General features: G+C 36.5%; 18 protein-coding genes and 3 CRISPR repeat arrays. Of the genes, 8 read left to right on the top strand and 10 right to left on the bottom strand.

Annotation, left to right across the window (positions count from 1 at the left end):
* The first annotated feature begins 2 nt into the window (after positions 1-2).
* Entirely contained in the window at positions 3-908 is a 906-nt protein-coding gene (locus SMAR_RS03025; RefSeq protein ID WP_011838895.1) for a dihydroorotate dehydrogenase, read from the top strand.
* Between the two features lie 95 nt (positions 909-1,003).
* Here the strand turns inward: SMAR_RS03025 and SMAR_RS03020 are convergent, their stop codons facing one another.
* The 3 genes from SMAR_RS03020 to SMAR_RS03010 all read right to left on the bottom strand — a co-directional run bounded on the left by SMAR_RS03020 (position 1,004) and on the right by SMAR_RS03010 (position 5,724).
* On the bottom strand, positions 1,004-2,677 hold the full coding sequence (locus tag SMAR_RS03020) for an ABC-ATPase domain-containing protein (protein WP_011838894.1): 1,674 nt from the start codon (positions 2,675-2,677) through the stop codon (positions 1,004-1,006).
* A gap of 227 nt (positions 2,678-2,904) precedes the next feature.
* The gene (locus SMAR_RS03015; RefSeq protein ID WP_011838893.1) at positions 2,905-3,912 is read right to left on the bottom strand and encodes an aldo/keto reductase; all 1,008 of its coding nucleotides are present in this window, start codon (positions 3,910-3,912) and stop codon (positions 2,905-2,907) included.
* A 9-nt stretch (positions 3,913-3,921) separates the two neighbouring features.
* Positions 3,922-5,724, bottom strand: coding sequence for a heavy metal translocating P-type ATPase (locus SMAR_RS03010; RefSeq protein ID WP_011838892.1), 1,803 nt, complete (start codon positions 5,722-5,724; stop codon positions 3,922-3,924).
* A gap of 184 nt (positions 5,725-5,908) precedes the next feature.
* Here SMAR_RS03010 and SMAR_RS03005 point away from each other — a divergent pair, with 184 nt between their 5' ends.
* Positions 5,909-6,442: an HD domain-containing protein gene (locus tag SMAR_RS03005; protein WP_011838891.1), complete on the top strand. Its 534-nt coding sequence runs from the start codon at positions 5,909-5,911 to the stop codon at positions 6,440-6,442.
* Positions 6,443-6,475: 33 nt separating this feature from the next.
* On the opposite strand, the gene SMAR_RS03000 is transcribed toward SMAR_RS03005, so the two are convergent.
* The 4 genes from SMAR_RS03000 to SMAR_RS02985 all read right to left on the bottom strand — a co-directional run bounded on the left by SMAR_RS03000 (position 6,476) and on the right by SMAR_RS02985 (position 13,209).
* Positions 6,476-6,928 (bottom strand): hypothetical protein, encoded by a 453-nt coding sequence (locus SMAR_RS03000; protein WP_011838890.1) that lies wholly within the window; start codon positions 6,926-6,928, stop codon positions 6,476-6,478.
* A 78-nt stretch (positions 6,929-7,006) separates the two neighbouring features.
* Complete coding sequence (locus SMAR_RS02995; RefSeq protein WP_011838889.1) at positions 7,007-8,314, bottom strand: C69 family dipeptidase; 1,308 nt, start codon at positions 8,312-8,314, stop codon at positions 7,007-7,009.
* A 139-nt stretch (positions 8,315-8,453) separates the two neighbouring features.
* Positions 8,454-10,436, bottom strand: coding sequence for a heavy metal translocating P-type ATPase (locus SMAR_RS02990; RefSeq protein WP_011838888.1), 1,983 nt, complete (start codon positions 10,434-10,436; stop codon positions 8,454-8,456).
* 436 nt (positions 10,437-10,872) lie between these two features.
* A CRISPR array of direct repeats spans positions 10,873-11,155; the repeat unit is 25 nt; unit sequence GTAGCAACACAGAAAGAATTGAAAG.
* Between the two features lie 137 nt (positions 11,156-11,292).
* Complete coding sequence (locus SMAR_RS02985; protein ID WP_052833801.1) at positions 11,293-13,209, bottom strand: fibronectin type III domain-containing protein; 1,917 nt, start codon at positions 13,207-13,209, stop codon at positions 11,293-11,295.
* A gap of 217 nt (positions 13,210-13,426) precedes the next feature.
* Here SMAR_RS02985 and SMAR_RS02980 point away from each other — a divergent pair, with 217 nt between their 5' ends.
* Together SMAR_RS02980 and SMAR_RS02975 are read left to right on the top strand one after the other, a co-directional pair.
* Positions 13,427-14,455, top strand: coding sequence for a DNA methyltransferase (locus tag SMAR_RS02980; protein ID WP_011838886.1), 1,029 nt, complete (start codon positions 13,427-13,429; stop codon positions 14,453-14,455).
* 184 nt (positions 14,456-14,639) lie between these two features.
* On the top strand, positions 14,640-15,131 hold the full coding sequence (locus tag SMAR_RS02975) for a PaREP1 family protein (RefSeq protein WP_011838885.1): 492 nt from the start codon (positions 14,640-14,642) through the stop codon (positions 15,129-15,131).
* 88 nt (positions 15,132-15,219) lie between these two features.
* Here the strand turns inward: SMAR_RS02975 and SMAR_RS08535 are convergent, their stop codons facing one another.
* Complete coding sequence (locus tag SMAR_RS08535; RefSeq protein ID WP_169696934.1) at positions 15,220-15,363, bottom strand: hypothetical protein; 144 nt, start codon at positions 15,361-15,363, stop codon at positions 15,220-15,222.
* A 414-nt stretch (positions 15,364-15,777) separates the two neighbouring features.
* Positions 15,778-16,843: direct repeats of the CRISPR family, unit length 25 nt; unit sequence CTTTCAATTCTTTCTATGTTGTTAC.
* 1,070 nt (positions 16,844-17,913) lie between these two features.
* Here SMAR_RS08535 and pdxS point away from each other — a divergent pair.
* From pdxS to SMAR_RS02955, 4 genes are all read left to right on the top strand, one after another.
* Positions 17,914-18,969, top strand: a complete 1,056-nt coding sequence (gene pdxS / locus SMAR_RS02970) for a pyridoxal 5'-phosphate synthase lyase subunit PdxS (protein ID WP_011838884.1) — start codon at positions 17,914-17,916, stop codon at positions 18,967-18,969.
* Between the two features lie 27 nt (positions 18,970-18,996).
* Positions 18,997-19,614, top strand: a complete 618-nt coding sequence (gene pdxT / locus SMAR_RS02965) for a pyridoxal 5'-phosphate synthase glutaminase subunit PdxT (protein ID WP_011838883.1) — start codon at positions 18,997-18,999, stop codon at positions 19,612-19,614.
* Between the two features lie 942 nt (positions 19,615-20,556).
* Positions 20,557-21,626: direct repeats of the CRISPR family, unit length 25 nt; unit sequence GTAACAACATAGAAAGAATTGAAAG.
* A gap of 103 nt (positions 21,627-21,729) precedes the next feature.
* The gene (locus SMAR_RS02960) at positions 21,730-23,250 is read left to right on the top strand and encodes an ATP-binding protein (protein WP_011838882.1); all 1,521 of its coding nucleotides are present in this window, start codon (positions 21,730-21,732) and stop codon (positions 23,248-23,250) included.
* Positions 23,243-24,445 (top strand): DNA double-strand break repair nuclease NurA, encoded by a 1,203-nt coding sequence (locus SMAR_RS02955; RefSeq protein WP_011838881.1) that lies wholly within the window; start codon positions 23,243-23,245, stop codon positions 24,443-24,445. The genes SMAR_RS02960 and SMAR_RS02955 overlap by 8 nt, the downstream gene beginning before the upstream one ends.
* 89 nt (positions 24,446-24,534) lie before the next feature.
* Here SMAR_RS02955 and SMAR_RS08370 read toward each other — a convergent pair whose 3' ends face one another.
* Together SMAR_RS08370 and SMAR_RS02950 are read right to left on the bottom strand one after the other, a co-directional pair.
* Complete coding sequence (locus SMAR_RS08370; RefSeq protein WP_011838880.1) at positions 24,535-24,825, bottom strand: hypothetical protein; 291 nt, start codon at positions 24,823-24,825, stop codon at positions 24,535-24,537.
* A 180-nt stretch (positions 24,826-25,005) separates the two neighbouring features.
* The gene (locus SMAR_RS02950) at positions 25,006-25,188 is read right to left on the bottom strand and encodes a hypothetical protein (protein ID WP_011838879.1); all 183 of its coding nucleotides are present in this window, start codon (positions 25,186-25,188) and stop codon (positions 25,006-25,008) included.
* Positions 25,189-25,552 lie beyond the last annotated feature (364 nt).

The raw sequence follows: 25,552 nt of genomic DNA, 5'->3' as shown, positions 1-25,552 counted from the left end.
TCATGGATTTAACAACTAAGGTTACAGGTATAGTTTTCAAACATCCAATAATGAATGCTAGTGGTATTTTAGCATCAAGTATTAATGGTGTAGGGATTCTTGCAAAAACTGGTGTAGCAGGTATTGTGACAAAAACTCTTACACTTAAGCCTAGAGAAGGATACTTACCCCCAATAACTATTCCACTAGATTATGGATTACTGAATGCTGTTGGACTTGCTAATCCAGGTATTGATGCAGTAAATGTTCTCGTTGAAGAAATTCATAAATACGGATTACCTGCAATTGTGAGTATTGGTGGACGGGATCCAAGAGAGTTCCAAATATTAGCTGAGAAAGCACTGGATGCTAGACCAGAGGCTTTAGAGCTTAATCTTAGTTGTCCACACACTCCAGGTTTCGGTGTTGACACAGTTGCTACGGATGAAGTTTTAAAACATGTTGCTTTAAATGTATCTAGTGTTTCAAATATTCCTGTATGGGGTAAGCTGGGTTTTAGTAGGAGAATTATTAGGGAATCAGAAATACTATTGAATAATGGGGTTGACGCAGTTGTTTTAATAAATACTTTGCCCGGTATGTTTATTGATGTATATGTTGGTAAACCTGTTCTAACACATGGATTCGGAGGATTATCGGGTCCAGCAATACATCCTGTAGCAGTGTATAGTGTTTATAAGGTATATGAAGAGCTTGGAGCTGAAATAATAGGTGTTGGCGGAGTAATTGATTGGAAAACAAGTGTTGAACTACTACTTGCTGGTGCAAAAGCTATTCAAATAGGTACAGGATTCTACATGGTTGGATACAATATAGTAAACAATATACTTGATGGTATCAAGAAGTATATGGAAGAGAAAGGATTTACGAGAATATCCGATATCATAGGATATGCGCATAGAAAATAAACAATAAATCCTAATTAACCATATAAGTATATATGACCCGATGACAGCCCGTCGGGTGTCGCCCGCATCGTCTGAATAGGTGACGAATCCCTCGGCTATGAGGGTCTTTTCTCGAATACTACATTGTATAATCTATTAATAGCCCATACAACATCTAATCCATCAACCCAGCTGAGATCAGGAGGAACTACTTTGGTAAATCCTGAGAACCCTTTCTCTTGGAACACATTATTTATTGTTTCAACTAGTTTTCTTGTTGAACCAGTGATTTTTTCTCTAATAACCCATTTAAGAATAGTAGCGATCATTTTAACTTGCCCGTTCTCAATTATTCTCGGATTATTCTTTAAGTCGAGCTCGAAAACTGTTCCATCCCTATATTTTATCGTAAGCTTTGATCCCTTAGCTCTAATTTTTTCAACACCTCTTATCCCCTTAAACACTCTTTCCCTAGGTGGACGATATTGTTTATCTGGAAGCTTTTCTACTAGACCTATTTCTTCTCTGGACAGTATTGAGGGCTTATAGTTTCTCATAAGAATAATAAAATCTGCTTTGCTTAGAAGAATTGATGAAGCACTAGAAACTACTACCAAGTTAATCCCTGTCTTCCTAGTAAAGCTTCTAGCTAGTTGTGTAATAGTTGTTATCGGGTCGTCGCTGAGCAGTCTAGCCATATATTCATCCTTGTATAATAGATTTGTAGCACTAGTATCCTCATCTAACAAAATATTATCAACACCGGCTTCGACAAGTTCATTTATTGATGCAGCCATACTTGTAGACCCGCTTGCATCTCTACTTATAAAATCCTTTGTATCCCCAATAACAGGTGTTTTCTTGATGAAGCTGGAAATATCTACTCTATGAATAAATCTGCCGTCCTCAGCTTTTACAAGAACTGTTCTAGGCCTAGATACAACGTATTCTCTACCATCACCGGGTATGTGGGGATATACTCCCTCCTGTAATGCTTCCAACAATGTTGTTTTACCATGATATCCTCCACCAGTTATAACTGTGAGTCCCTGAGGAATAATTAATCCATATATTGTTTTACCGCTTGGAAGCCTTATCTCTCGAGAATACTTATCCTCTATACTAAAAGGAACAGCGTTTGATAAGGGTTTCTGCGATATACTTGATTCTCTAGGTAAAATACTATTATTAGCTATGAACGCAACAGCGTTTTCATCAGCGAGTAATTCCTGAATATACAAGTAGTCCCTAAAATAAAGAACTCTCTCCCATATTTCTTTTTCACACTTATACAAGTTCCTGAACTTATCGATTATTCGGGGTATAATTATTGATAATATATGAATAAGTGGTTTAACCAGTATTCTCCTACCAGACGCTGGTAAACCAATAAAAATTCTCAAAACAATATCTCCTCCAACTATTTCTGCCCCACTACGATAAATCATTATCGGAGAAGGCTTAGGAACCCCTAAGAAACAACTATACCCACTACCACACTTCCACCTATATCTTATAGATTCACTATAGAGCCTCCTATAGAGATAATCCGAAAGTACTTGATAATCTCTTACCCTAAATCTTTTGAGTTTTAACCCATGTATATTCCTCGGAACAATGAACTCCAGAATAGACGGAGGTGCATAGGGATCAGACTGTATGCGGGTAAAACTAGCTCGTACATTATCATAGTTTATTACTATACTCTTTAAAGTCTTATAGTAACCATATCTTTTATTCGAGAACATTTTAAGGAAAGTACTTAATTCATCTACGCCTATGATCTCCAACTTTATCTTTCACCTCACCCATACCGATCTACAACTAATAACTATGCCCATCCAATATAAAGGCAGATATGAGATAAATAAAAGCGATCTTGAACATGAACAAAACTCATAAAATCACATAAGCAAAATCTTACTTACGTTTCAGCCTGTATATTCTACGTCTTGTATCTCTTAAAGGCACTATTTTTTCAACTAGTCCCTTCTTGATCAATATAGATAAAGATGATTTATATTCCTTTGGTTATTTTTATTGATAGGTGTTGGAGTGTTCCGGGTACGAGTCTTATTAGTTTTAGGGAGCTGTATTTTGTTCCATATATTGATGTGTATTTTGATGAGATATTATCTAATTTGTTTATGTCTTGTTTTTCTAGTTTGATCTTTGTTGCTTGTGTGTATTCATGTATTCTTTTTGGTTTACGTGTTCCTGGTATGGGTATTGCATTCTTGCTTATAAGCCATGCTAGAGCTATTGCTGATTTTGTGGTGTTGTATTTTCTTGATAATTGTTCTAGTGTTTCTTGTAGTTTTTGATCTTTTGCAACATTGAGGAATATTTTGTCTGTTTTCTGCGCTGTTGTTAATGGTTTTGTTAATCCTGCTAGTGCTCCTTTTGCTAGGGGGCTCCAAGCTATCAGGGCTATTTTGTTTTCTTCGAGTATTTTCTTTGTATTGTTCTCGATTACTCTGTATCCGAGATTATAGTGTAGCTGGTCAAGTACTGGTTCGTGTTTTCTAGTGCATTCCAAGGCTTTAACGAGTAGTTTGTTTGCATAATTTGATAATCCATAGTATTCTACGTAGCCTCTATCAACGAGTTTCTCTAAGTTATTAATTACTCTACATATTGATACATAGAATGGTGGGGGCCAGTGATGCAGTATTATGTCTGGTTTAAATCCTAGACGTTCACTAATCCCCTTAACAGCTTTCAACATATTATGGTACGTGTATCGGAAACCAGCAATCTTGCTAACAACAACTACCTGATCCCTAATACCTAGCTCCCTAATTGCTTTGCCGAGAAACTTCTCTGATAAGCCTCCTCCATAAATTTCTGCTGTATCATAAAAATTTATTCCTTCCATAATACTTGTTGCAACGATTTCCCTGACAACTTCGTATCCCGTAACATCTCTATGTTTCCAGCCCCAAAGCCGTGAACCAGCTTGCCAGAAACCTAAGCCTAAAACACTTATTTTCAAACCAGTCCATCCCAAAGAAATATATTTCAAAAACACCACCTAGATTCTCCTACTAAGAGAGTAAGTTGTCATACCTATAGATAAAAGTGTTGATCCATCGTCTCCTAAAGCCACTACAAGCCATATAGGTACTAAGCCTGCTAAACCTAGCATCATGGCTCCAAGCTTTACAAAACTAGTAGCTATAATTGCTAAATATATTGTATGTATGTATTTCCTAGCGAAACGTAGTAGTTTAGGTAATCCACTAATTCCCTTAATAAACACTACATCACCTATATTAGATACAATTCTTAAACTACCAATAGCCATGCCAACATCAGCTTCAGCAATTGCTTCAACATCGTTTATACCATCACCAACAAATCCAGCCATCCCTGCTTCCCTCTTCATCTTGATCACTAATTGTCTTTTCTCATCAGGTAATAATTCTCCATAGTACTCTTTTATTCCAAGCATAGAAGCAATTTTCCTCACACGCTCAACTCTGTCTCCACTAGCTATTATGAGGCGAAGATTCATTTTTCGAAGCTCATTTATTGTTTTAAACACTTCATCTGTAACTTTATCTTCCAAACATATTACTCCAGCATATTTATCATCGATGGCTACGTGTACTTCAATAGATCCCTCTCCACAATTTGAAGAATTAGGTACTACTATATTGTTTTCCAATATGAGATTTTTAGATCCAATAATAACTTTCGCACCATCAACAATTGCTTCAACACCTTTACCCGGATACTCAACTGCTTTCTCAGGTATTAAATCGCTTCTCTCAGCTATAACCCTCGAAATAGGGTGGTCGCTTGCCTTAGCTGCTCCACCAGCATATCTTAAAACTATATCCTCGCTAAATCCGTTATAAGACTTAACGCCAACTATATCCATTCTTCCAAGAGTAATCGTCCCCGTCTTGTCCAGTATTATTGTTCTAAGTATGCTAGCCTTCTCCAAAACCACTCCTCCACGGACAATAATTGATTTCCCACTAAGAATAGTGATGGATAGAGCTGTAGCTACGCTTGTTGACAAGATGAAGGCGCTTGGGCAACCCGCTAATAATATGGATAAACCCTTATAGAGGCCTAAATAAAAAGATGCAACGCCGAAAAATAATAATACTATGAAAGTATATGGTTGAGCAAATTTCTCCAAGAACTTCTGAATAGAAGCCTTTCTCTCTAACGCTCTCTCCGCTTCCTTAATGAGTAGTTGAAGCATTGATTCACTAGGTTTCTTCAAAGCTTTTACGATTACTAGTCTTTCCTTGTTAATATATCCACTATATACGTTTCCGCCTCTATGAATAATGAGGGGTTCTGCCTCGCCAGTTATATATGATGTGTCAAAACTCGAATATCCATCAACTATAATACCATCAACTGGAACTATGTTGCCGGGCTTGACAAGAACTAGATCCCCTACATTCACCTCGTCCAATCTTTTCTCAATAAATCGGTTACCTATCTTAACTTGTACACTTAATGGAATGATTTCTTTAATATCAGATAGTTTCTTCCTAGCATGGAGCTCCGAGAATTCCTCGATAAGCTCTGATATAGAATAGAGCGCGAAAATGAGGAAGCCCTCAATATAAGCATGCAAATACCATGTTGCCAGCCCTGCTATACCCATCAGTAAATCAACGGATATCCTGTGTTTCTTCATCAATATATAAGTCATTCTTCCAAGTATGATCAGGGATAATGCAAGCAATAGGAGATCAATAATTAAGTAATGTATTCCTATAATACTAACAACTAGTATTATTAGAGAAACAATACCAATTATAAGCCAGAAAAGCATCTTCCCCTCGAAATAGTCTTTCTCAAACCCCACAATACTTTCACCGAGAATCCATTATTAGTTCATTATTAAAGGAGATAAATGCTTCACGAAATAATCAAAACTATTCAACCTTAGCTATAACATATAAGCTCTTAAATATATATTGATGAAAAATATATGAGAAACAATTACAATATTACATAAATTCATCATTAGCAAATGAGGCTGGCAAGGAGTGGAGCTAAAGAATCTAGTAGCTATATTAAATAATCTTGTAAGAACGGGTTGGATGATTCGGGGAGTGCCGAGATGTTTAGCGGAGACAGTTTCTCAACATACATTTGTTGCAGCAATCGTTTCATTAGTGTTATCTGAGAAATTAGTGGAGAAAGGAATAGATATAGATCCTTATAGAGTAGTAGCTATAACTTTAACCCATGACCTCATAGAGGCGTATATTGGAGATATACCATCCAATATTGATAAAGAGCTGGAGAATTGTAAGACCGCTGTGGAAAAGAAATTAGTGGGAAAAATGTTTCGCTCTAAACTAATAAGGAGTCTTCTCGAAGAGTTCTTGAAACAAGAAACAATGGAGTCTAGAATTGCTAAATTAAGCGATAGAATAGCTACATATATACAAGCAGTTATCTATAAGGAACAAAACTATAATGTTAATGATATACTTGAGAATATGGAGAAAATAATTTCCAAATACTCTAAAGAAATAGGTTATACAAACATATTGGATATGATAAAAGAAGTATAAATAAATAAGAAAGAAAAAAACTATATGAATTACCTACTTAATAGATTCCCATATTATTTTCCATAGATTCTCGTCTAAGGCCTTCACTTTTCGTTGAATAAACTCTTTTATATACCTCAATAATGTGTGATGATATATTTCATCCTTTAATATAGAATTTAATATGAACTTAACACTCTCATTTTCACAAGTCTTAATCTTGCTCTCTAATTCTCTTATAAACTCCGCTTCGGTCTGAATATGATATTCTATTTCTCCAAGCAATGCTTCAGTTTCAGGCTTCGTTAAATAATCTATGTTTTCCAACCCTTCCGCTATAGCTTTATATAGTAGTGAATGTTTCTGAGAATCCATAGATATTGCTTCAATAATAGCTTTCACAGCGAGGTTCTCAGCATTCTTAGCTGTTTTCTCTAATCTCTTAGCATATTCTTTCTCGACTTTTACAAGGTTTTTAGCGAATTCTAAGATATCATTATCTGACACATTTATTCACCCTAGCTTTAGAAGTGGGATATTAAGAAAATATTTGTTGTATAGATATTTATAATTATAGTGCTTATATTAGTTTATCCCAGCTTTTCGATTAATTCTCTTAATTCTGAATCTATACATTATTGGTGCTCTGCACTTAGTTTTCATAAGCATTGATATCCACTTATTATATATTCTTACTTCTTCTCCGTACATTTCATTTAAGATACTAGTTGTTTTCTCAGCGGTAAGAGAGTTCTTCAAGAATAAATATATTGTTTCCTCCAAGTATTTCTTCTCAATTTTCATTATTTCTTCTCTATAGCTGTGCGCGAGCTCCGTATAGCAGAGCTGAAGTTTTCTGTGTAGTTTTTCTTGTTTCCACCAATAATTTTCTGGATCATATTTGTTCGTTGTATTGGCTAGGTTAAATGGTAATTTAATGTCTAAGATTACTGGTTTATATATTGATAAGCATGGATTAGATGTTCCTGTTATTAGGTTAAGTATTCTGTTTTCTTTGATCATTGTTATCATTGAGGATGCTGTCTGTGATGGTCTAAGTAATCCACCATAATGCATACAGATATCTTTCATTGAGCCTTTCGCGGGATTGTATGGTTCAAGACTATGGCTTCGAAGAATACTCATAATATCCCATACCGTGATCTCGCCGGTTTTTGATGCTAAGTATTTAAAGGTAGTTGTTCTCCTCTCCCTACCATGTACTAGTCGTGTATATATTTTATCTGAGTAGCAGTCTGCAAAGCTGAAATTATCCCTACTACACCCATGTTTTGATACACCGTGCTTAACTAGTTCATCGTGAGCAATATCCCAATCGTTACGTATCGTTAACGCGTTAGAGATTGTGTAGAAATCCCTTATTCTCTTAGCAGACCAGTAAATACCTGCAGTTTCCAATACCCATGCTTCGCTTCGATCAGCTATGATGAATGAATTATGGTATCTGAACTTTTTCTCATAAGAATAATTTCCTCCCTGCCCAACCTCCTCAACCAACTTGATCAAGAACTTGAGAGCTTCTCTTGCAGACCTTGTTCTCTCCAATGCTAATCTAAGCATATCCATTCCCAACATTCCTTTTTCTCGATAAGGCTCCTTAGTAAAAACAGCAACATTCCCGATCACAACCCCGTATTCGTTAACACCCATTTCCGCCCCATAGATCCACCAAGGCTTAGATATGAGAACAGCATATGTTTCTTTAACTTGTGGATACACCATATTGGTGAGCTTAACATATTCCTCCTCGTGTCTTGTCCGAGGAATTATCTCAACAACCTGAGCTTCGTTAGGATCTCTATCACTATTCTTACCGAACAACATTAACTTATTCTTAGAAGCGCTGGGTGTTACAACTAGTATATCACACATTAACAGCACCTACTAAACTATAGTTGTTTCAATCCTTAACAATGTTTCTGGAAAACACCAAGACCAAATAAAATATGATCCCTGGATTATATAGGAATGCTTCGAGCTCTATACAATGTGAAGGCTTTGCTAGAAAAAGTTATTTTAGAGTTGAAGCGTTTACGGCTACAATTACTGTGCTAGCCGACATGAGTAATGCTCCGATTGCTGGTGGTAGGAGGAATCCTATAAAGTAGAGAACACCTGCTGCAGCAGGTATTGCGAATACATTGTATCCAACAGCCCATAATAGGTTCTGCTTGATCTTCTTATAGGTTTTCTTAGATAAATCAATTACTTGAACAACGTCTCTAGGATCATTTTTGACTAGGATTATGTCTGCTGATTCTATCGCTATATCCGTACCTGCCCCAATAGCTATTCCCACATCTGCCTCGATAAGTGCAGGTGCATCATTTACTCCGTCACCAACCATTGCTACTACTCTCCCCTCCTCCCGTAGCTTATGAATTATTTCTGCTTTTTGATGAGGCAGGACCTCTGCATAGTATTCGTTTATGCCTAGTTCCTTAGCAACTCTTACAGCAACGTTTCTTGCATCACCTGTTAACATAACTACTTTGATTCCTCTATTCTTTAACTCTCTAACTGCTTCTCTCGATTCCTCCCTTATTTCATCATCTAAAATTATTGTGCCAACTATTTCATTGTTAACAATTACAAAAATTATAGTGTAGCCTTCTTTCACATATTTCTCTGCTTCCACAGGTATCTCCTTGATCTCCTCCTCAACATACCGTGGAGAAGCAATAACTATTCTTTCATTATCAATTACTCCTTCTACCCCTACTCCCGGTATATTTTTAAAGTTTTCAACACGCAGTAGCTGAACCCCGAGCTTTTCACCATGCTTAACTATGGCTTCCGCTAATGGATGACTGCTGTGTTTTTCCAAACTAGCCGCTAATTGAAGAACTTTTTTCTCATCATAACCCTTCTTAATAGGAACTATTTCTACAACAACAGGTTTTCCCTTAGTTAAAGTACCTGTTTTATCCATTACAACAGTATTTACTTTATAGGTTCTCTCAAAAACCGATCTATTCCTTACTAGTATGCCTTTACTAGCGGTTAACGCTGTTGATCTAGCAATCACTAGTGGAATAGCTAATCCTAAAGCATGTGGACAAGTTATAACCATTACAGTGACTGCTCTCTCCAATGCAAATACTGAGTCACCAATATATAGGAGCCAAACAACAAATGTTACTGAGCCTATTGATAAAGCTATTATCGTCAACCACTTAGCAACACGATCAGCTATATCTTGAAGCCTAGACCTACTCGCTTGAATAGTCTGTATCAATTTGACAACTTGAGATAAATAAGTATTCTTCCCAACAGCTCTAGCCTCAACAATTAATGAACCATCAAGATTCACTGTACCAGCAATTACCTTCGAACCCACAGTTTTATAGACAGGTTTAGATTCACCAGTAACAAGTGATTCATCCACACTCGAGCTTCCATCAACCACTACTCCATCAACAGGTATTTTCTCACCAGGCCTAACAAGTACTCTATCTCCAACTCTAACATGTGAAACATGTACTTCAACAACTGAGCCGTCAGGTCTTACTAAATGTGCAGTGCTTGGCATAGCCTTAACCAAGTTCTCTACAGCTTTTGAAGCGCCGAGAATGCTTTTCATTTCAATCCAGTGTCCGAGAAGCATAACATCGATAAGAGTGGCTATTTCCCAGAAAAACGTTTTACCCGGAATAATAAATGTGACCAATGTACTATACGCGTAAGCTACACTTATAGCTACACCTATAAGAGTCATCATTCCAGGTAATCTATTCCTAATCTCATTGAATAACCCTATTAGAAAAGGTTTGCCACCATATATGTAGACAATAGAGGAGATAAACCATAATATAAACAATCTACCTGGAAAATCAATGCTAAACCCTATAAATCCCTGCAAACTAGGAGATAATAAAATAATTGGAACCGTCAACACCGTTGATATAATGAATCTCCTCCAATAATCAGCAATCATAGTAGCATGATCATGGTGCTTATGAGAAATCCCATGTCCATTATCAGAATTAGACATACTAACTCCCCAATAAGAACAGTTTTATCATATTTACAAGACTCATAATTATGTATACTTATACATCTTAATATATCTATCATAGAATAATTAAAACAATAACTAAATAAGAAAAAGAACAGCCCAAAAACAAAAATAAAAACACAACAACTAAACCACTGCTTATATCTTGGAATTTTAACACATATCGCCTCAAAAAATCATAGCCACTAAAATCATTAGATAATATCTAGAACAGCAACATCCAAGAAAAACACATACAAAACCAATGGAAACTAGTCGAATGTTTTTCATTATACAAACCCGTCAATACCTCAAAGATACTATTAAACCAATAGAAAACTAGTCGAACACGATAAATTAGGGATCAAATATGGAAAAACATATATAACATTTCGAAAATAAAATATAAACGTAACAACGTATTCGAACCAATGTAGCAACACAGAAAGAATTGAAAGCTAGTGTTTGCCCAGAAAGCACTTAACGATTCCTTGGGGGTAGCAACACAGAAAGAATTGAAAGATTCTTTCTCTATCTATGTCCTCGAAGCTCTTATTCTCATATGTAGCAACACAGAAAGAATTGAAAGGATACCGGGGACAATGGTTCCTAGAACTGCCCCTGCGATGTAACAACACAGAAAGAATTGAAAGCAGACCTGTCCCAGCAATGCTAAGAAGCTTGCAGCTAAGTAACAACATAGAAAGAATTGGAAGGTTATTTTCAATTATGTATTAAATGAAATGAATTGAGAGATGAACTGTGTGATAGGTTGGACGGGTGTAGGGAATTGTTGGTGTGTTGTAAAAAGGCTTGGTGTTTATTTGTTTGTTTTCGGTGGTTTTTGTTTTTGTTATTTGAGGCGTGTTAGTATGTATGCTAGTATTGGGATTATTATGATTGCTGTTATGATCATTGCTATTCCGTATGGGGATTCTTCATTGTTTTGACTTGTGTTTTTGTTTGGTGTGTTGCTTGTTTCTGAACTGGTTTGGAATGTAGTTGTTTGTGTGTAGCTTGGGTTTGTGCTGGTAGTGGTTGTGCTTGTGGTTGTTGTGGGGGTTGTGGTTTTGGTTTTGCTAGTTGTTGAACTTGTTGGTGTGGCGCTTGCTGTGTTTGATTTTGGTCCTTCAACTATATTGTTTACTGCGCTTACCTTGTAATAGTATGTTTGGCTGTATACAATGTTTTTATCTATGAAAGTTGTTGTTGACCCGTTTACTGATGCATAGTATTCTAGGTTGTTATTGTTTGTTCCACGATAAATTCTATACTCTACTATTCTACACCCACCATCATCTATTGGTGGATCCCATGTTAAAGTAATGTTGTTATTTCCAGCTGTTGCCTTGAGGTTTTGTGGTTCTGATAGAAAGGTTATATACCATATTGTATTAGATGTAATATTGTCTTCTGCATCATGGACCTCAACATCTATGCTACGCGCTGAACTAGACAATGTGTCTGGGACAATATTTGAGGATGCAATAATTGTTTCAGCATCGTAAACATTAAGCTTAATACTGCCCCATCCATCCCAGCCAGGATCGTCTGGGTTGTGCCAACCAGAATACTCTGTTACATCGCTTATATTGAATCTCCCAATAGCTAAGCCATTTGCTTCTATCCCAGCTACTGCAGCTATTCCATTTTGGGATATTACGGGTCCAACCATTGGTCCATCTATCATCCACTTAGCCCATTTCAAGCTTCCGTTTTGTGATACATCTATAACATATATGTCTCTACCAATAATGTCACCATTGGGGGCTAGGACTAGTTCATCGATTGAACCCCCTTCTTCAATGCTTCGAATATATGTTTTCGACCATTTAACATTGCCTTCTCCATCTAGGTACGCGATCCAACCATACATTTCCTCGCTTAAACTCCCTCTTGAACCACTAACTAATATGTCTCCGCTGGGCATTACTAGGAGCCCACTGATCTTTTCTAGTGCTTGTGGTCCTTGATAGACTTTCTGCCATATAACATCTCCGTTTGGATCAAGTCTTAACACCCATGCACCAGAAACATATGTGTCTCCTACCCTATAGAACCCCCTTGTTTCTCCACCCACAATTATGTCTCCATTCGGAGCAATACCTACAGCGTAAGCATAATCCTCATCTGATTCTACACCATATGTTTTTTCCCACATAACATTGCCATTCCCATCTAAGCGTAGAAGCCACATATTATTCCACATATAACCATAGCTATCGCTTTGAAGAGTTGATGTTGCTACAATTATGTCTCCAGATGAATCAATTGCTAATGAAACCTTTGTATAGCCATCATCAACGCTTCCTCCATAATCTTTCTCCCAAACTATGTTTCCATCCCCATCTAGGCGGAGAACCCATAGATCCCAGTCTCCATCCTCCATAAAACTCCCAGTCCAACCAGCAACTATGATGTCTCCATTAGGTGCTATAGCTACAGAGGATACAATATCATCTCTGGCTCCACCATAGCTTTTATACCATATTATCTCACCACACTTGTTAACTCTCATAACCCATGAATCAATTTCTCCAGCACCAAAACCATCAGTATCACCAACAATAACAATGTCCCCGTTCGGTGCAAAAGCTATACTAGAAGTATGGTAGTAAGTATATAGATAATTGAAAATCCTAGCATGATAATCCTTGAACCAATAAGGTCCCATTTCTTCCCCTACTGAACCAACTATATTATTTGAAAATATAACCAATATACTGAGAACCATTATAGATAAGAAGAGTAAAGCAAGCATCTTATTCATTCTAAACAATCTCCTACCCTATAAATAATAATGTTAACCCCATTTATACAGTATCCATATTATAAAAATTTCGTTAAAATAAACAATGTCTAATCAAACAATTAAGAATAAAGAAGCAATAAACACCTATTCTCCATATCAAACGATCAATATGATTTACTATATAATAATATATATGAAATATATTTTAGGAAGCATAAAGGGGTTTTCTAGGTGTATGCCTGGAATGAAGCATGGCAGAATGCAGAGAAGTAATGATGTGGTTAGCATGAGGAAAGTATCTTATGAAGATTACCTCGAGTTTTTAAAGAATAATAAAGTAATAGAGATTGAGGGAAGCAAGATCAGTTTGGAACCTATACATGTGAAGCATTTATATCCTCTCCCAGAAGAATTAACTGATATAAGCACTACTGTTTGGAGTTTTCCAAAGAGGGGTTCTTGGGCTACTCACCGCGGAAATTATCGTGGTAATTGGCCTCCACAAATGGCTCGTGCACTCATACAAAAATATACTATGCCTGGAGACACAGTACTTGACCCAATGATTGGTAGTGGAACAACATGTATTGAAGCTAAGCTTCTAGGCCGAAACTGTATAGGTGTAGATATAAACTATAATGCATTAATGCTCACACTCCACAGACTATACTGGCTAGAGAAATACTTAGAGAAAAAAGCTTCTAAACCACAAGAAATTATTGAAGGAGAAAATTCCCCCATATCTATTGAGGATATTCTTAACGCTAAAGTCGAGATCTACCATGGAGACGCCAGGAACTTGGATAAGATAAGTAATAATAGTATAGACTTAGTGGCTACTCATCCACCCTATTTTAACATTATAAGGTATAGTAGGGGGGAGAAGATCCCTGGGGATCTCTCGGGGGCTAGGAAATTAGAAGAATATTTATCCATGATACAACAAGTGATCTCAGAAGCTTATAGAGTATTAAAGCCAGGACACTACATGGGCATTCTTGTAGGAGATACTAGAATACATAAACACTATGTCCCAATAACCCATTATGTACTACAAACACTTCTAAAAACAGGATTCATACTCAAAGAAGAAGTTGTGAAAATACAGCATAAAATGAAGACCACAAGAGAAGTATGGTCAAAACTGAAAAACAAAGACTTCCTACTAATATATCATGAAAAACTATTCATACTAAGAAAACCAATAAATAAAAAAGAATATAGAAAATACAAGTACAGCTCATACATGAAACTAGATACATAGTTTATTTATTAAGCATAAAACTATCCATTACCCTCTATCTATTTGTCTATTTATAAGTTCTCTCTCCTATCCTAGAATATATTATCCATATAGTTACAATATACACATGTTTGAATAGAGTACTAGTAAATAAATATAATATATAATATTGCGAGAGAACTATAGTTTATCTTGGGTGAGTGTTTTGGCACAAGTTTCTATTATTTTACCCGGCAAAGTCCTGGAGGAGCTTAAGAGGAGGGCAGAGTCTGAAGGTAAATCTTTGGAGGAGCTTATTGGTGAGGCTGTGCTACGAGAGACGAGCACAAGTGATCCTGCGGTAAAGGCAGAGCTACATTTAATGCTGTGTGAGAAATACTTGAATGAGGCTAAGAAGTTTTTAGAGAAAAAAGATTATGTCCAAGCATCTGAGAAGGCTTGGGAGGCTGCATCACAGATTGTTAAAGCTATTGCAGCTTCTAGGAATATAGAGTTGAGGAGTCATGGAGAATTGTACAGGTTTATTATGAAGCTTGTAAGGGAGAAAGGAGATGACGAGATTAGGAGGCTTTGGCTCTCAGCTATCACACTTCACCAGAACTTCTATGAAAACTGGCTACCTCCAGAAATGGTTAAGGAGAATATAAAGGATGTGGAGAAGTTTGTGGAAAAGCTGAAAGCTCAATTGAAAAAATAATGTTATAAGGATTTCGATTCCAGAAACGGCTATAATTATATGTTTAGGAATTATTTGTTGTTTATGGATCACCGTGTTCGCATTAGTATTACTCTTTAACCCACCATACATGTGCGTGGCAGTATCCCACAGGCTCGCCCCAAGCCTCATATATTTCTCCAACATTTGGAAAACTTGCATCAATAACTATATATATCCCGTTTATCTCTCCCTCCCAGTAGAGCCCATTCACGCTCTCCTTGAAATGGTTATCAATGAAGTGAATGCCCGTGCTTTATTGTTTGCAGGCTCCCCCCTTTTGGGTCGGGTTTTTCACTCTCTTCATTGAGAGGCTATTGGGGCTCCACATAGACCACTTTTGAGCCCTTCATCTGCATTTTACAAACAATTATAAAGTGTTTATAAAGCGAAAACATAAACACTACAAAACAACCATAGTATCCAAATAAGCAAATAGTCTAGTCCGAATGGTGTTACGAGTCATTCAAATGTTGCATAATATTTATTATCAGTTTTAGATACAGCCTCATAAACACAGCATGTTAGAATAACAGACTTATTTTCTCGAACCATGTATACACTTATATTATATTACCTATACCAACTTCATAACCAGCTATCTATCCTTAAACCTTTTAACAATAATCTTTCAATTCTTTCTATGTTGTTACATCGTTTCTGACACTATCTCGGTTTTCCCCTCAAGCTTACTTTCAATTCTTTCTATGTTGTTACCCAGATAAGAGAAAATTCACAATTGCATTAGAAAAAGCGCTTTCAATTCTTTCTATGTTGTTACGAGCGGTAGCATAACAATACATGTGCAAGACGAATACACTTTCAATTCTTTCTATGTTGTTACCACCAGCCACTTCAACTGAGCCGGTGCGTATAGGTTGGGGCTTTCAATTCTTTCTATGTTGTTACCTACTTTACGCGATGTTGCACAGTTAATATTTGCAATAATCTTTCAATTCTTTCTATGTTGTTACACAATCATGCTTGGAGAGTTCACTAAGTATTTTCTCCAATAAGCTTTCAATTCTTTCTATGTTGTTACACAAGTATGAAAGAAATGGGATCTGCGTTAGGATTAGTTACTTTCAATTCTTTCTATGTTGTTACATACCGAGATCGGGAAAACAATTACGTTCATTATTGGACACTTTCAATTCTTTCTATGTTGTTACTCCTGGATCATTCAATATCCTCGGCAATAGAATGGCAAGCTTTCAATTCTTTCTATGTTGTTACTGTATAGGGATTGGGATAAGGCATTAGAGCACTTGTTTTTCTTTCAATTCTTTCTATGTTGTTACACACTCTCCATAATAGATCATATAGCCGAGAAACTACATACTTTCAATTCTTTCTATGTTGTTACTAACATGTCAAATCCAGTTAGCCGTTCAACAATTCTACTTAACTTTCAATTCTTTCTATGTTGTTACCCCCCTTCTAGCCATTAGTATTATAATGGCTATGAATAACACTTTCAATTCTTTCTATGTTGTTACGGAGAAGATAGTGATCCAAGAATAGAGTTTCTTAGGAACTTTCAATTCTTTCTATGTTGTTACTGATTATCGTGTCGTGAAAGGCAGTAATGGATACTTGATACCTTTCAATTCTTTCTATGTTGTTACTTGTGGAGCAAATCAGGGCTCGAGCCCTCTCCTAGGGCGGTCTTTCAATTCTTTCTATGTTGTTACTTTGGTTCGAATATGTTGTTACATTTATTTTTTTGTTCGAACCAGTATATATTGCTTTCTATATTAGATCCCTGGTTGATCATATTCGAGTGATTTTCTATTGGTTTAATAGTATCTTTGAGGTATTGATGGGTTTGTATAATGGGAAATATTCGATTGGTTTTCTTTGTTGTTTGAGGTATTGTTTACTACTATTATAATTTTTCTTACCACAACATCCCTACAAGGAAGCATCACCTACACTATACGAGTATAGTAGATAGGATAGAAAGTCATCGCTAGATCGCTTGTAGGAATTTTTATTTAGAAGAGATCATTGGTAAAACAATAATTATAATAGGTCCTAGATCGCAACCTATGGCAAAAATAAAAACGTTCAATGGGACAACATATCTAACGTAATACGAGGTAGACATATTCCTTTAACTAGGCAATTACACTATACTACTATTAAAATAGATCCAATACCTATGGAGCGGATGAAGAAGCAAATATTCGTGAAAAATATGTGATTATAGGAGCTTGCTTAAAAGAGATTTAGTTATTTTGTGGTGATGAGCATATGTTGTTAATCAGAGAATTCCCTAGGAGTACTTAACATATATGTTTCCATAAACCTCTAACAAGATCATGTATGCTATTTTTCTGTACCATGTTTTTATATTTTCATTATCTATGCCTTGTGTTTATTGGCATATCTATATATTTATTTAAGTTTAAGCAACTGTATGTCAGAGAAAGCTTCTATGTAGCTTGTTTGGGGTTTTGCGGATGTTTCTATTTGTACTCGGATTTGATACGTGTATCGCTGGAACATAGTATTCCGGATAGATCTTATGGTATTAGGGCTATTACCTTAAATAATTTTAATCAGTCAATCATATTTTATTAACATTAAAATTCATTATTATAATTAGGCTTATTGCATTCTCATAGTTTTTAATTCAAGTTTATGGGTTATTCTTGTATTTAATGGGCTTTGGTTTCTGGGAGTTTTTATTAAAGTTTTTCTTAAAGATTAAACTTTATATTTGTGATCCATTATATTTGTTCAATATAGGGGAATGGATATGTTTCAACAATACATGTTATTGAATACATCTGCGCGGCTCTACGATGTAGGGTTTGATACTATTGTTAATTTCTTCTATAAATTAGCTGAAACATATGATAAGCTCCGTGAGGACGGCTTGTTCTTCATTTATGGTCCTGAGAAACTTCCTGATAGGATAACTATTCCTAAGCAGGGTACTTTGAGAGTTAAATATGGTTTCCCAGTGTTTCAGAAAGGCGGTGTATGTATGGATGTAACTAATGTTGAGCAAGCAGGTATAGCTGAGGATGCAGGCGCTGTTTCTGTCATGGTTCTAGATAAGCTACCCTACGATGTACGTAGGAGTGGTGGTGTTGCCCGCATGGCAAGTGTTAGGGTTATAGAGGAGGTTATGAATAGTATAACGATACCGGTTATGGCTAAGGTTAGGATCGGACATTACATGGAGGCAAAAATCCTGGAGGCACTAGGTGTAGATATGATTGATGAAAGTGAAGTACTTACACCGGTTGATGAAAAACACCATATAAATAAATGGTTATTCACAGTACCGTTCATAAATGGTGCACGTGATCTTGGAGAAGCATTGAGGAGGATAACAGAGGGAGCAGCATTAATAAGAACAAAGGGTGAGGCGGGAACGGGTAATGTTGCGGAAGCTGTTAGGCATATGAAACTGATCATGGGCGATATTCTAAGGCTTAGAAATACTTTGCCAGAGGAGAGAATAAGGGTTGCCAGAGAATATGGTATCCCATACGAGTTACTGGACTTAACTGTTAGACTAGGTAGATTGCCAGTCGTTAACTTCGCTGCTGGGGGGATAGCTACGCCGGCAGATGCTGCATTGATGATGTGGCTTGGAGCAGATGGGGTATTCGTTGGCTCAGGCATATTTAAGAGTAGTGATCCAAGGGAAAGAGCGGAAGCAATAGTACTAGCTACAAGTATGTGGGATGACCCGGAGACAGTATTGGAGGCTCAGAGAATGATAAGTGAGCAGAAGAGTATGATGGGAATTGATATACGTCAATTGAAACCAGAAGAACTATTACAAGTCAGGGGAACATGAAAAACTATATGTTTAGGGGCGGTGAATATGAGGATAGGTGTTCTAGGCTTTCAAGGAGGAGTATATGAACATGTATACATGTTGAAGAAATCCTTTCATGAACTAGGGATCAACGGCAAAGTGTTAATTGTGAAGAAGCCACAACAACTCCATGACTTAGACGGTATCATTATTCCCGGAGGGGAATCGACAACAATCAGCATATTAGCTCGTAAAACAAATGTATTAGAATTACTTAGAGAAAAGATAGTGGAAGGATTACCAGTTATGGGTGTTTGTGCGGGAGCAATAATGCTAGCAAAAGAAGTAGTCGACCAAGTAGTTGGAGAAACAAAGCAACCCCTACTAGGAGTCATGGATATAGCTGTTACAAGGAACTATTTCGGTAGGCAACGAGAAAGCTTTGAACTAGATATAGTATTAGATGAACTAGATGATAAGCCATTCAGAGCAGTATTCATTAGAGCACCAGCAATAACAAAGTATTGGGGAGCAACAAAGCCGATAGGTATAATAAACTACAATGGGGAAAAAGTAGTCGTTGCAGCTAGGGAAAATAATAAGCTAGCTCTATCATTTCATCCAGAACTTACAAGCGATACTAGAATACATAGGTACTTTATTGAAAAAATTATAAAGAAATAACAACATAAACATATATTTACAATATTGAATAGTATTAGGATTAGGCTATAATTATGCTGACTGATAAAGTGTTTTTCTAGATAGTTTAAAAATAAGAATTTGTGTCCATAGTATTTTTAACATATTTTTAACCTAGACGCTTCTCCTCCCTTATCTATAAGCTATAGATTCTAGCGGGGAAGCTACAACTATTTTTCAAAGTCTTAGGCGAATGCTCATCTCCGTATCCGGAATCGAAACATTAAGTATTATCCTATGTTTTATTATGTATTGAAATATTTTTGCTGGCAACAGCCTTTATGGATTTTAAAAAGTGTTTTGGTTATGCTAAGAGTTAGTAGGTGTTTATAGAGTTCTCCCAAAGATGGGGATGACTATACATAAGGAAGTAGCTGAGAGAAAGAGTTTAAGGGGGGTAGAAGACAGGCTTACCGCACATTTTTGATGAAAAGAATTAGAGAATACTTGGAAAAATGGAGTATAGAGTAGCTAAGCTATATGTGGATTCACTATTCAGTTTCCAACATACGTATTTATTTATAGGATTTAGACGGTTCTAAAAATATGATCAATACCTAATAGTTCATCATATTTCTTTCTCCACTAGAAACAATCTCTCATATAATTTTCCTCCTAAACCAAATATCTAAGATCCAAAACCCAACACTATCCCTAAAATATGTAAAATAAAAATACACCAATACCAACATTCCCGAACAAAACAGCCAAGCAGTTTCTAAACAACAAACACATAAAAACACATACAAAACCAATAGAAACATAGTCGAATGTTTTTCATTATACAAACCCGTCAATACCTCAAAGATACTAATAAACCAATAGAAAACCAGTCGAACACGATCAACTAAGAAACCAAATATAGAAAAACATATATAATGATTCGAACAAAAAGATATAATGTAGCAAAGAATTCGAACCAAAGTAACAACATAGAAAGAATTGAAAGTCTTATCTTCACCACCCCCCGCAACCCCCTCGAGGGAGTTAGGTAACAACATAGAAAGAATTGAAAGCTATTACAGTAATCAACGAATGGGGGTATTCTCTCGGTTAGTAACAACATAGAAAGAATTGAAAGTCTTATCTTCACCACCCCCCGCAACCCCCTCGAGGGAGTTAGGTAACAACATAGAAAGAATTGAAAGCTATTACAGTAATCAACGAATGGGGGTATTCTCTCGGTTAGTAACAACATAGAAAGAATTGAAAGTCTTATCTTCACCACCCCCCGCAACCCCCTCGAGGGAGTTAGGTAACAACATAGAAAGAATTGAAAGCTATTACAGTAATCAACGAATGGGGGTATTCTCTCGGTTAGTAACAACATAGAAAGAATTGAAAGATTAGTAGATGAAAAAGGACCCTATTCCCGCATAACAAAGTAACAACATAGAAAGAATTGAAAGTCAACCATGTCGATCCAGCTTTTAGGTGTAATGGTTTTAGTAACAACATAGAAAGAATTGAAAGCTCATAGCTACCGCCTTAGCTAGTAGATTCACACACTATGTAACAACATAGAAAGAATTGAAAGCTTGCTCACCTAGCCTGTCTTTTTATAAAAATAAAATAAGTAACAACATAGAAAGAATTGAAAGTTTTAACTCCCTGTTCTCTCTCGGGCAATGTATATTTGCGTAACAACATAGAAAGAATTGAAAGTTTCTCAGCCTTATTCATATTAATTAATTGTATCAATCGGTAACAACATAGAAAGAATTGAAAGTTTTATCTATCTTATATTCAATATTATTTTCAACAACATAAGTAACAACATAGAAAGAATTGAAAGCCAAGCTTTTATGAATGCGAAACGCAGAAACGCTATTTCTGTAACAACATAGAAAGAATTGAAAGAGTGTAAGCCATTCCAGTTCATTCTTGTTTGTTGGGCTAAGTAACAACATAGAAAGAATTGAAAGCTAGGATCAAGCTCTACCTCGGCTCTCCTCCCATCAGGAAATATGTAACAACATAGAAAGAATTGAAGGTTGTTTTCTGGCTGTGTTGGGTGTGTAATGTTTTATATTGTGGATTGGAGTGTTAATAATTTGTTTTATATATGTTTATATTATTGTTGGGGGTGAGTTGTGTTTGAAGCTTATTGGTCTTATAGGTAGTGGGTCTAGTACTGCTTATGCTCCAGTTATTATTTGGGATCGTGTTGAGCATTATGCTAAGGAGGAGCAACTTGTAGTTGTTGATGATTCCCGGAGGAGTATGAGGTTTCTCGGTGTTTTAAGGTTGATTAGGCGTTATGAGCCTTTCCTCGATTCTAGGAAGAGAACTAGTTATGTTGATAATCCTGATCTTGTTGAGACTGGTACTCTTCCACATAGTTCTGGCTATGTCTCGATTATTGGTGTTATTTCTGAGAATGGAGTGGTTGAGCCTCAATTGCCTCCAAATCCTGGTTCTAAAGTGTATGTTGTTGAGTCTCCAACGGATCTAAGCCTTGAGCTTGGCGGGGGGCTTGTTATTGGTGTTCATAAGTATAGTGGTATTGAGATCCCCCTCGATCCACGGGGGATTCCTTATCATATAGGTGTTGTGGGTGCTACTGGTACTGGTAAGTCGAGGCTTGTTAAAGCGTTTATAGATGAGGTTTTGGCTAAGACAAACTATAACATAATAGTCTTTGATCATACTGGGATGGATTATAGTGTGTTCTACAAAGACAATGTGGTTGAAGGTTCTCGTACAGTACTAGATATAAGCTTGATCACAGACATGATCCTTTATAGAACAGGTCTTAACAGGAACACCTATGAACCATACATAATGGTCTCCCTACTATCATATATATACAACTATATACGTGAAAAACATCCAGAACTCCTCCAAGAACTTATAGGTAGTAGCAGTGGTGGTAGGCAGAAAACACTAGTTCCCAAAACACCTTCTTTTCAAGAATTCCTAAATAAGATAGATTATTCTAGGCTTCAAGAAATACTTGCTGAAAAGAATATTGTATGGGATATTACTAGTTTTAAAGAGCAACTAATTAGAACCCTGCAGAATATGAGGGCTAGAGATAGTTCTAAGATCAGGCTTGGAATAGCTTTAGATGTTTATCTTGGCAAACAATTTTTTGAATCACTTAATAAACGAGATATGTTGCCTCGAGATATAGTTGGGTATGCTGGTAATAATAGGCTTGTAGTTGTTGATTTAAGCACAGAAGATCTTGAGGCGCGTAGATATATAGTGTCCTCAGTTATAAATGAGTTGTGGAGAATTATAGAGGAGAAACGAGAACCAATCAATACACTTGTAGTTATAGATGAAGCACATAATTATGCTTGTAGGAGTTGTGGTGTATCACATAGAGCTATAACGAGGATTGCTAGGGAAGGGCGTAAATGGGGTCTTGGAGTTCTCTTAGCAACGCAGAGAATAATAGATATAGACCCCGAGATCAGAGGCAATATTAATACTTGGTTGTTCAGCAAACTCCAAACACCAGGAGACTTCAACGAGTTAAAAGGCTACATGGACTTATCAGGTATAAGTGAAAACACCTTAGCAATTCTGGGTAAGCGAGAATTCTTCGTGGCAGGGCTCATGAACCCGCTTAGAATACCCATACTTATAAAGGTGAGAACGGTTGAGTGAAGAATCCCTAGAAGAATTATTTCCCGCTCCTGAACAGGGAGAACCGCTTACATCTATAGTTTTTAAGGGTGTTAGGGAGGAAGCAGAGAAGATCATAAAGTATTTGAACACGAATTATTTACTTGAGGAAAAAGATTATTTTAGAAAAATACTTGTTGAGAAGAAAATGTTGAAGAAAATAGAAATTCTCAGCAGTGATGTGAAGCCTTGTTGCTTAGCATTAGATACAAGCTTCACCTCACCACCACTAGAACTTACTGGGGGGAAACTGCTCGTTATAACTAGGTCTCACTTATTCTATGGATGCAGAAGCCTTGGTGGAGAAGAAAAAACAGGTACTGTTGGGTATGTAAGGTTTATACAGGGAGACGAGAAAATAGGGACTCCCTACTCGAAAATTGTTGAGAGAGAATTTATTAGAGAAGTGCTTGTGAAGAAGAAGAATGGATTACTTGACTTAGACATTGTTCTCCTAGATGGAGAACTTTTCCCACGAATCCCTCCAGGATATGTTGGTAAGAGGAATAGTGAAAGCGTTATAATTAAAGCTTATAATAGGATCCTAGACTTAACACAACAAATACTAGAGCTTGCTGAAGAAACAAATACTGTTATTGTAGGAGTTATTAAGAGAGTTTATGGTATGGATCTACAAGTTGTCCTCGACAACCCCATGATCAAGGTTAACGATAAAGCATTTTCAACATTCATACTGAATAGTGGGGAGTGGATCGATATAGGATCGTATACTAGTATATTAAATTACTTAAACAAATATATTGAGAAACACCGAGCCAACCTCGAACCACGCAGAATAAGATCGCTTATAGAGAGAAGAGAGTGGATAACAAGAGTAATCAATGCAGCTCCTACAACAAAGAATGTTAGAGTAGCAACATACAAAGCAATACACCCAACATACTTCATGATAGCAACAAAAATCGAAGCCTACCCAACCAGAAAAACCAGTCTAGACAATATAGTATCATACCTATCATATATAACGGGAAACAATGGAGTACCAGACCCCATAGACAAAGTAGACACAATGAGCATGATAAAAAAAGAACTACTCTACATAGTTCAACAACAACTCTACACAGAACTAACAAACAAAACCAAAAACCCACTACTAGCACTAAGCCTAGCAGGACTAACCAACCCAGAAAAAATGTTCAAAATAGGCTTCAAATAATAAGTAGTACCTTTAGTGCTGTAGAGAAATAGAATATTATAGACAATAGTTACTTCATAAAAATCGTCGATATTTATGCACAGTATTGCCTATTTCTCTACTATGGCTGGATCCCTATGATCCACTATAGCATAATCCAACTGCCTCACAACCCCCCGAATCATGACTTCTGGTTCAACATACAGTTTTATGTGACTGGGATAATTTCGCTGATCCATAACATATGTAATATTAGGAGAAAATAAACCAGTACTCGATGTTGGTCTTAGAATTTTCCGGGAATCAATATTTAATTTGCTTTTTAATGATCTTGCATAGTTATTGGCTTCTTGCTTTAATTCGCTATGAGCACTAAAATAATTAATGCTTGAAAGACACAAGAAAAATTCTTTATTGCATCATTTAAAGAAGCCAACTGTTTATATATCATTCGAATTAATTTTGAATTCTGTGTTGCCGGTCTTAATGCGAGATTCTCCGATACATATACAGGTTTCTTCTTCGTTACAACAATTCTATGCAAGTCCTTCTGTCTCTAGGTACTCATCGATAGATCTACCCTAGTATTCTACTTTTTTCTTTGGAGTAAGTCTTAAAAGCTCGTTAACACGTGATTCTAACTCCATAGGCGAGAGAGAACCATATTTTTTGATCACAAATTTAATTTTATCCTCTACTTCGCGGGGCGGTCTTGGGACTCTACTCTCATCTAATACTCTATAATAGTATATTCTCCGAGGCATACCACCATCGATGTAAGTGTATAGTGATAAGTCTTGGCTCCAAGTGGTTGCCCGTGCATTATCTTTTGGAAACTACGGTTATTTTTGGAACTGTTTGCACGGGCTTCCCCCTCTTGTGTCGGGTTTTCATCCCTTCATCGAGGGGGCTATCGGGGCTCCACACAGACCACTTAGAGCCCTTCATCTGCAGTTTTAAACCATTATATTGTAGGGGGTTTATAAATCGAACCCAAGCTCCAAAGTCTTCAAAACAACCATTATTTCCATAACTTCCAAAACAACTATAGTATCTAGATAAGCGAATAGTCTCCACTCTCTCCTCCACTAATCCTTCTCTAACAAGCATCCTAAGATCATTATACAC

This window comes from Staphylothermus marinus F1, from assembly GCF_000015945.1.
GTDB classification, from domain to species: Archaea; Thermoproteota; Thermoprotei_A; order Sulfolobales; family Desulfurococcaceae; genus Staphylothermus; species Staphylothermus marinus.
Note: the sequence above shows the minus strand (reverse complement) of the source record. Positions and strands in the feature narration are given on the sequence as shown.

Excerpts from the sequence above, each read along its gene's own strand:
- SMAR_RS02995 (WP_011838889.1), bottom strand. The coding sequence starts at position 8,314 with ATGTGTGATATACTAGTTGTAACACCCAGCGCTTCTAAGAATAAGTTA.
- SMAR_RS02985 (WP_052833801.1), bottom strand. The coding sequence starts at position 13,209 with ATGAATAAGATGCTTGCTTTACTCTTCTTATCTATAATGGTTCTCAGT.
- pdxS (WP_011838884.1), top strand. The coding sequence starts at position 17,914 with ATGTTTCAACAATACATGTTATTGAATACATCTGCGCGGCTCTACGAT.
- SMAR_RS02990 (WP_011838888.1), bottom strand. The coding sequence starts at position 10,436 with ATGTCTAATTCTGATAATGGACATGGGATTTCTCATAAGCACCATGAT.
- pdxT (WP_011838883.1), top strand. The coding sequence starts at position 18,997 with ATGAGGATAGGTGTTCTAGGCTTTCAAGGAGGAGTATATGAACATGTA.
- SMAR_RS02980 (WP_011838886.1), top strand. The coding sequence starts at position 13,427 with ATGCCTGGAATGAAGCATGGCAGAATGCAGAGAAGTAATGATGTGGTT.
- SMAR_RS02950 (WP_011838879.1), bottom strand. The coding sequence starts at position 25,188 with ATGCCTCGGAGAATATACTATTATAGAGTATTAGATGAGAGTAGAGTC.
- SMAR_RS03025 (WP_011838895.1), top strand. The coding sequence starts at position 3 with ATGGATTTAACAACTAAGGTTACAGGTATAGTTTTCAAACATCCAATA.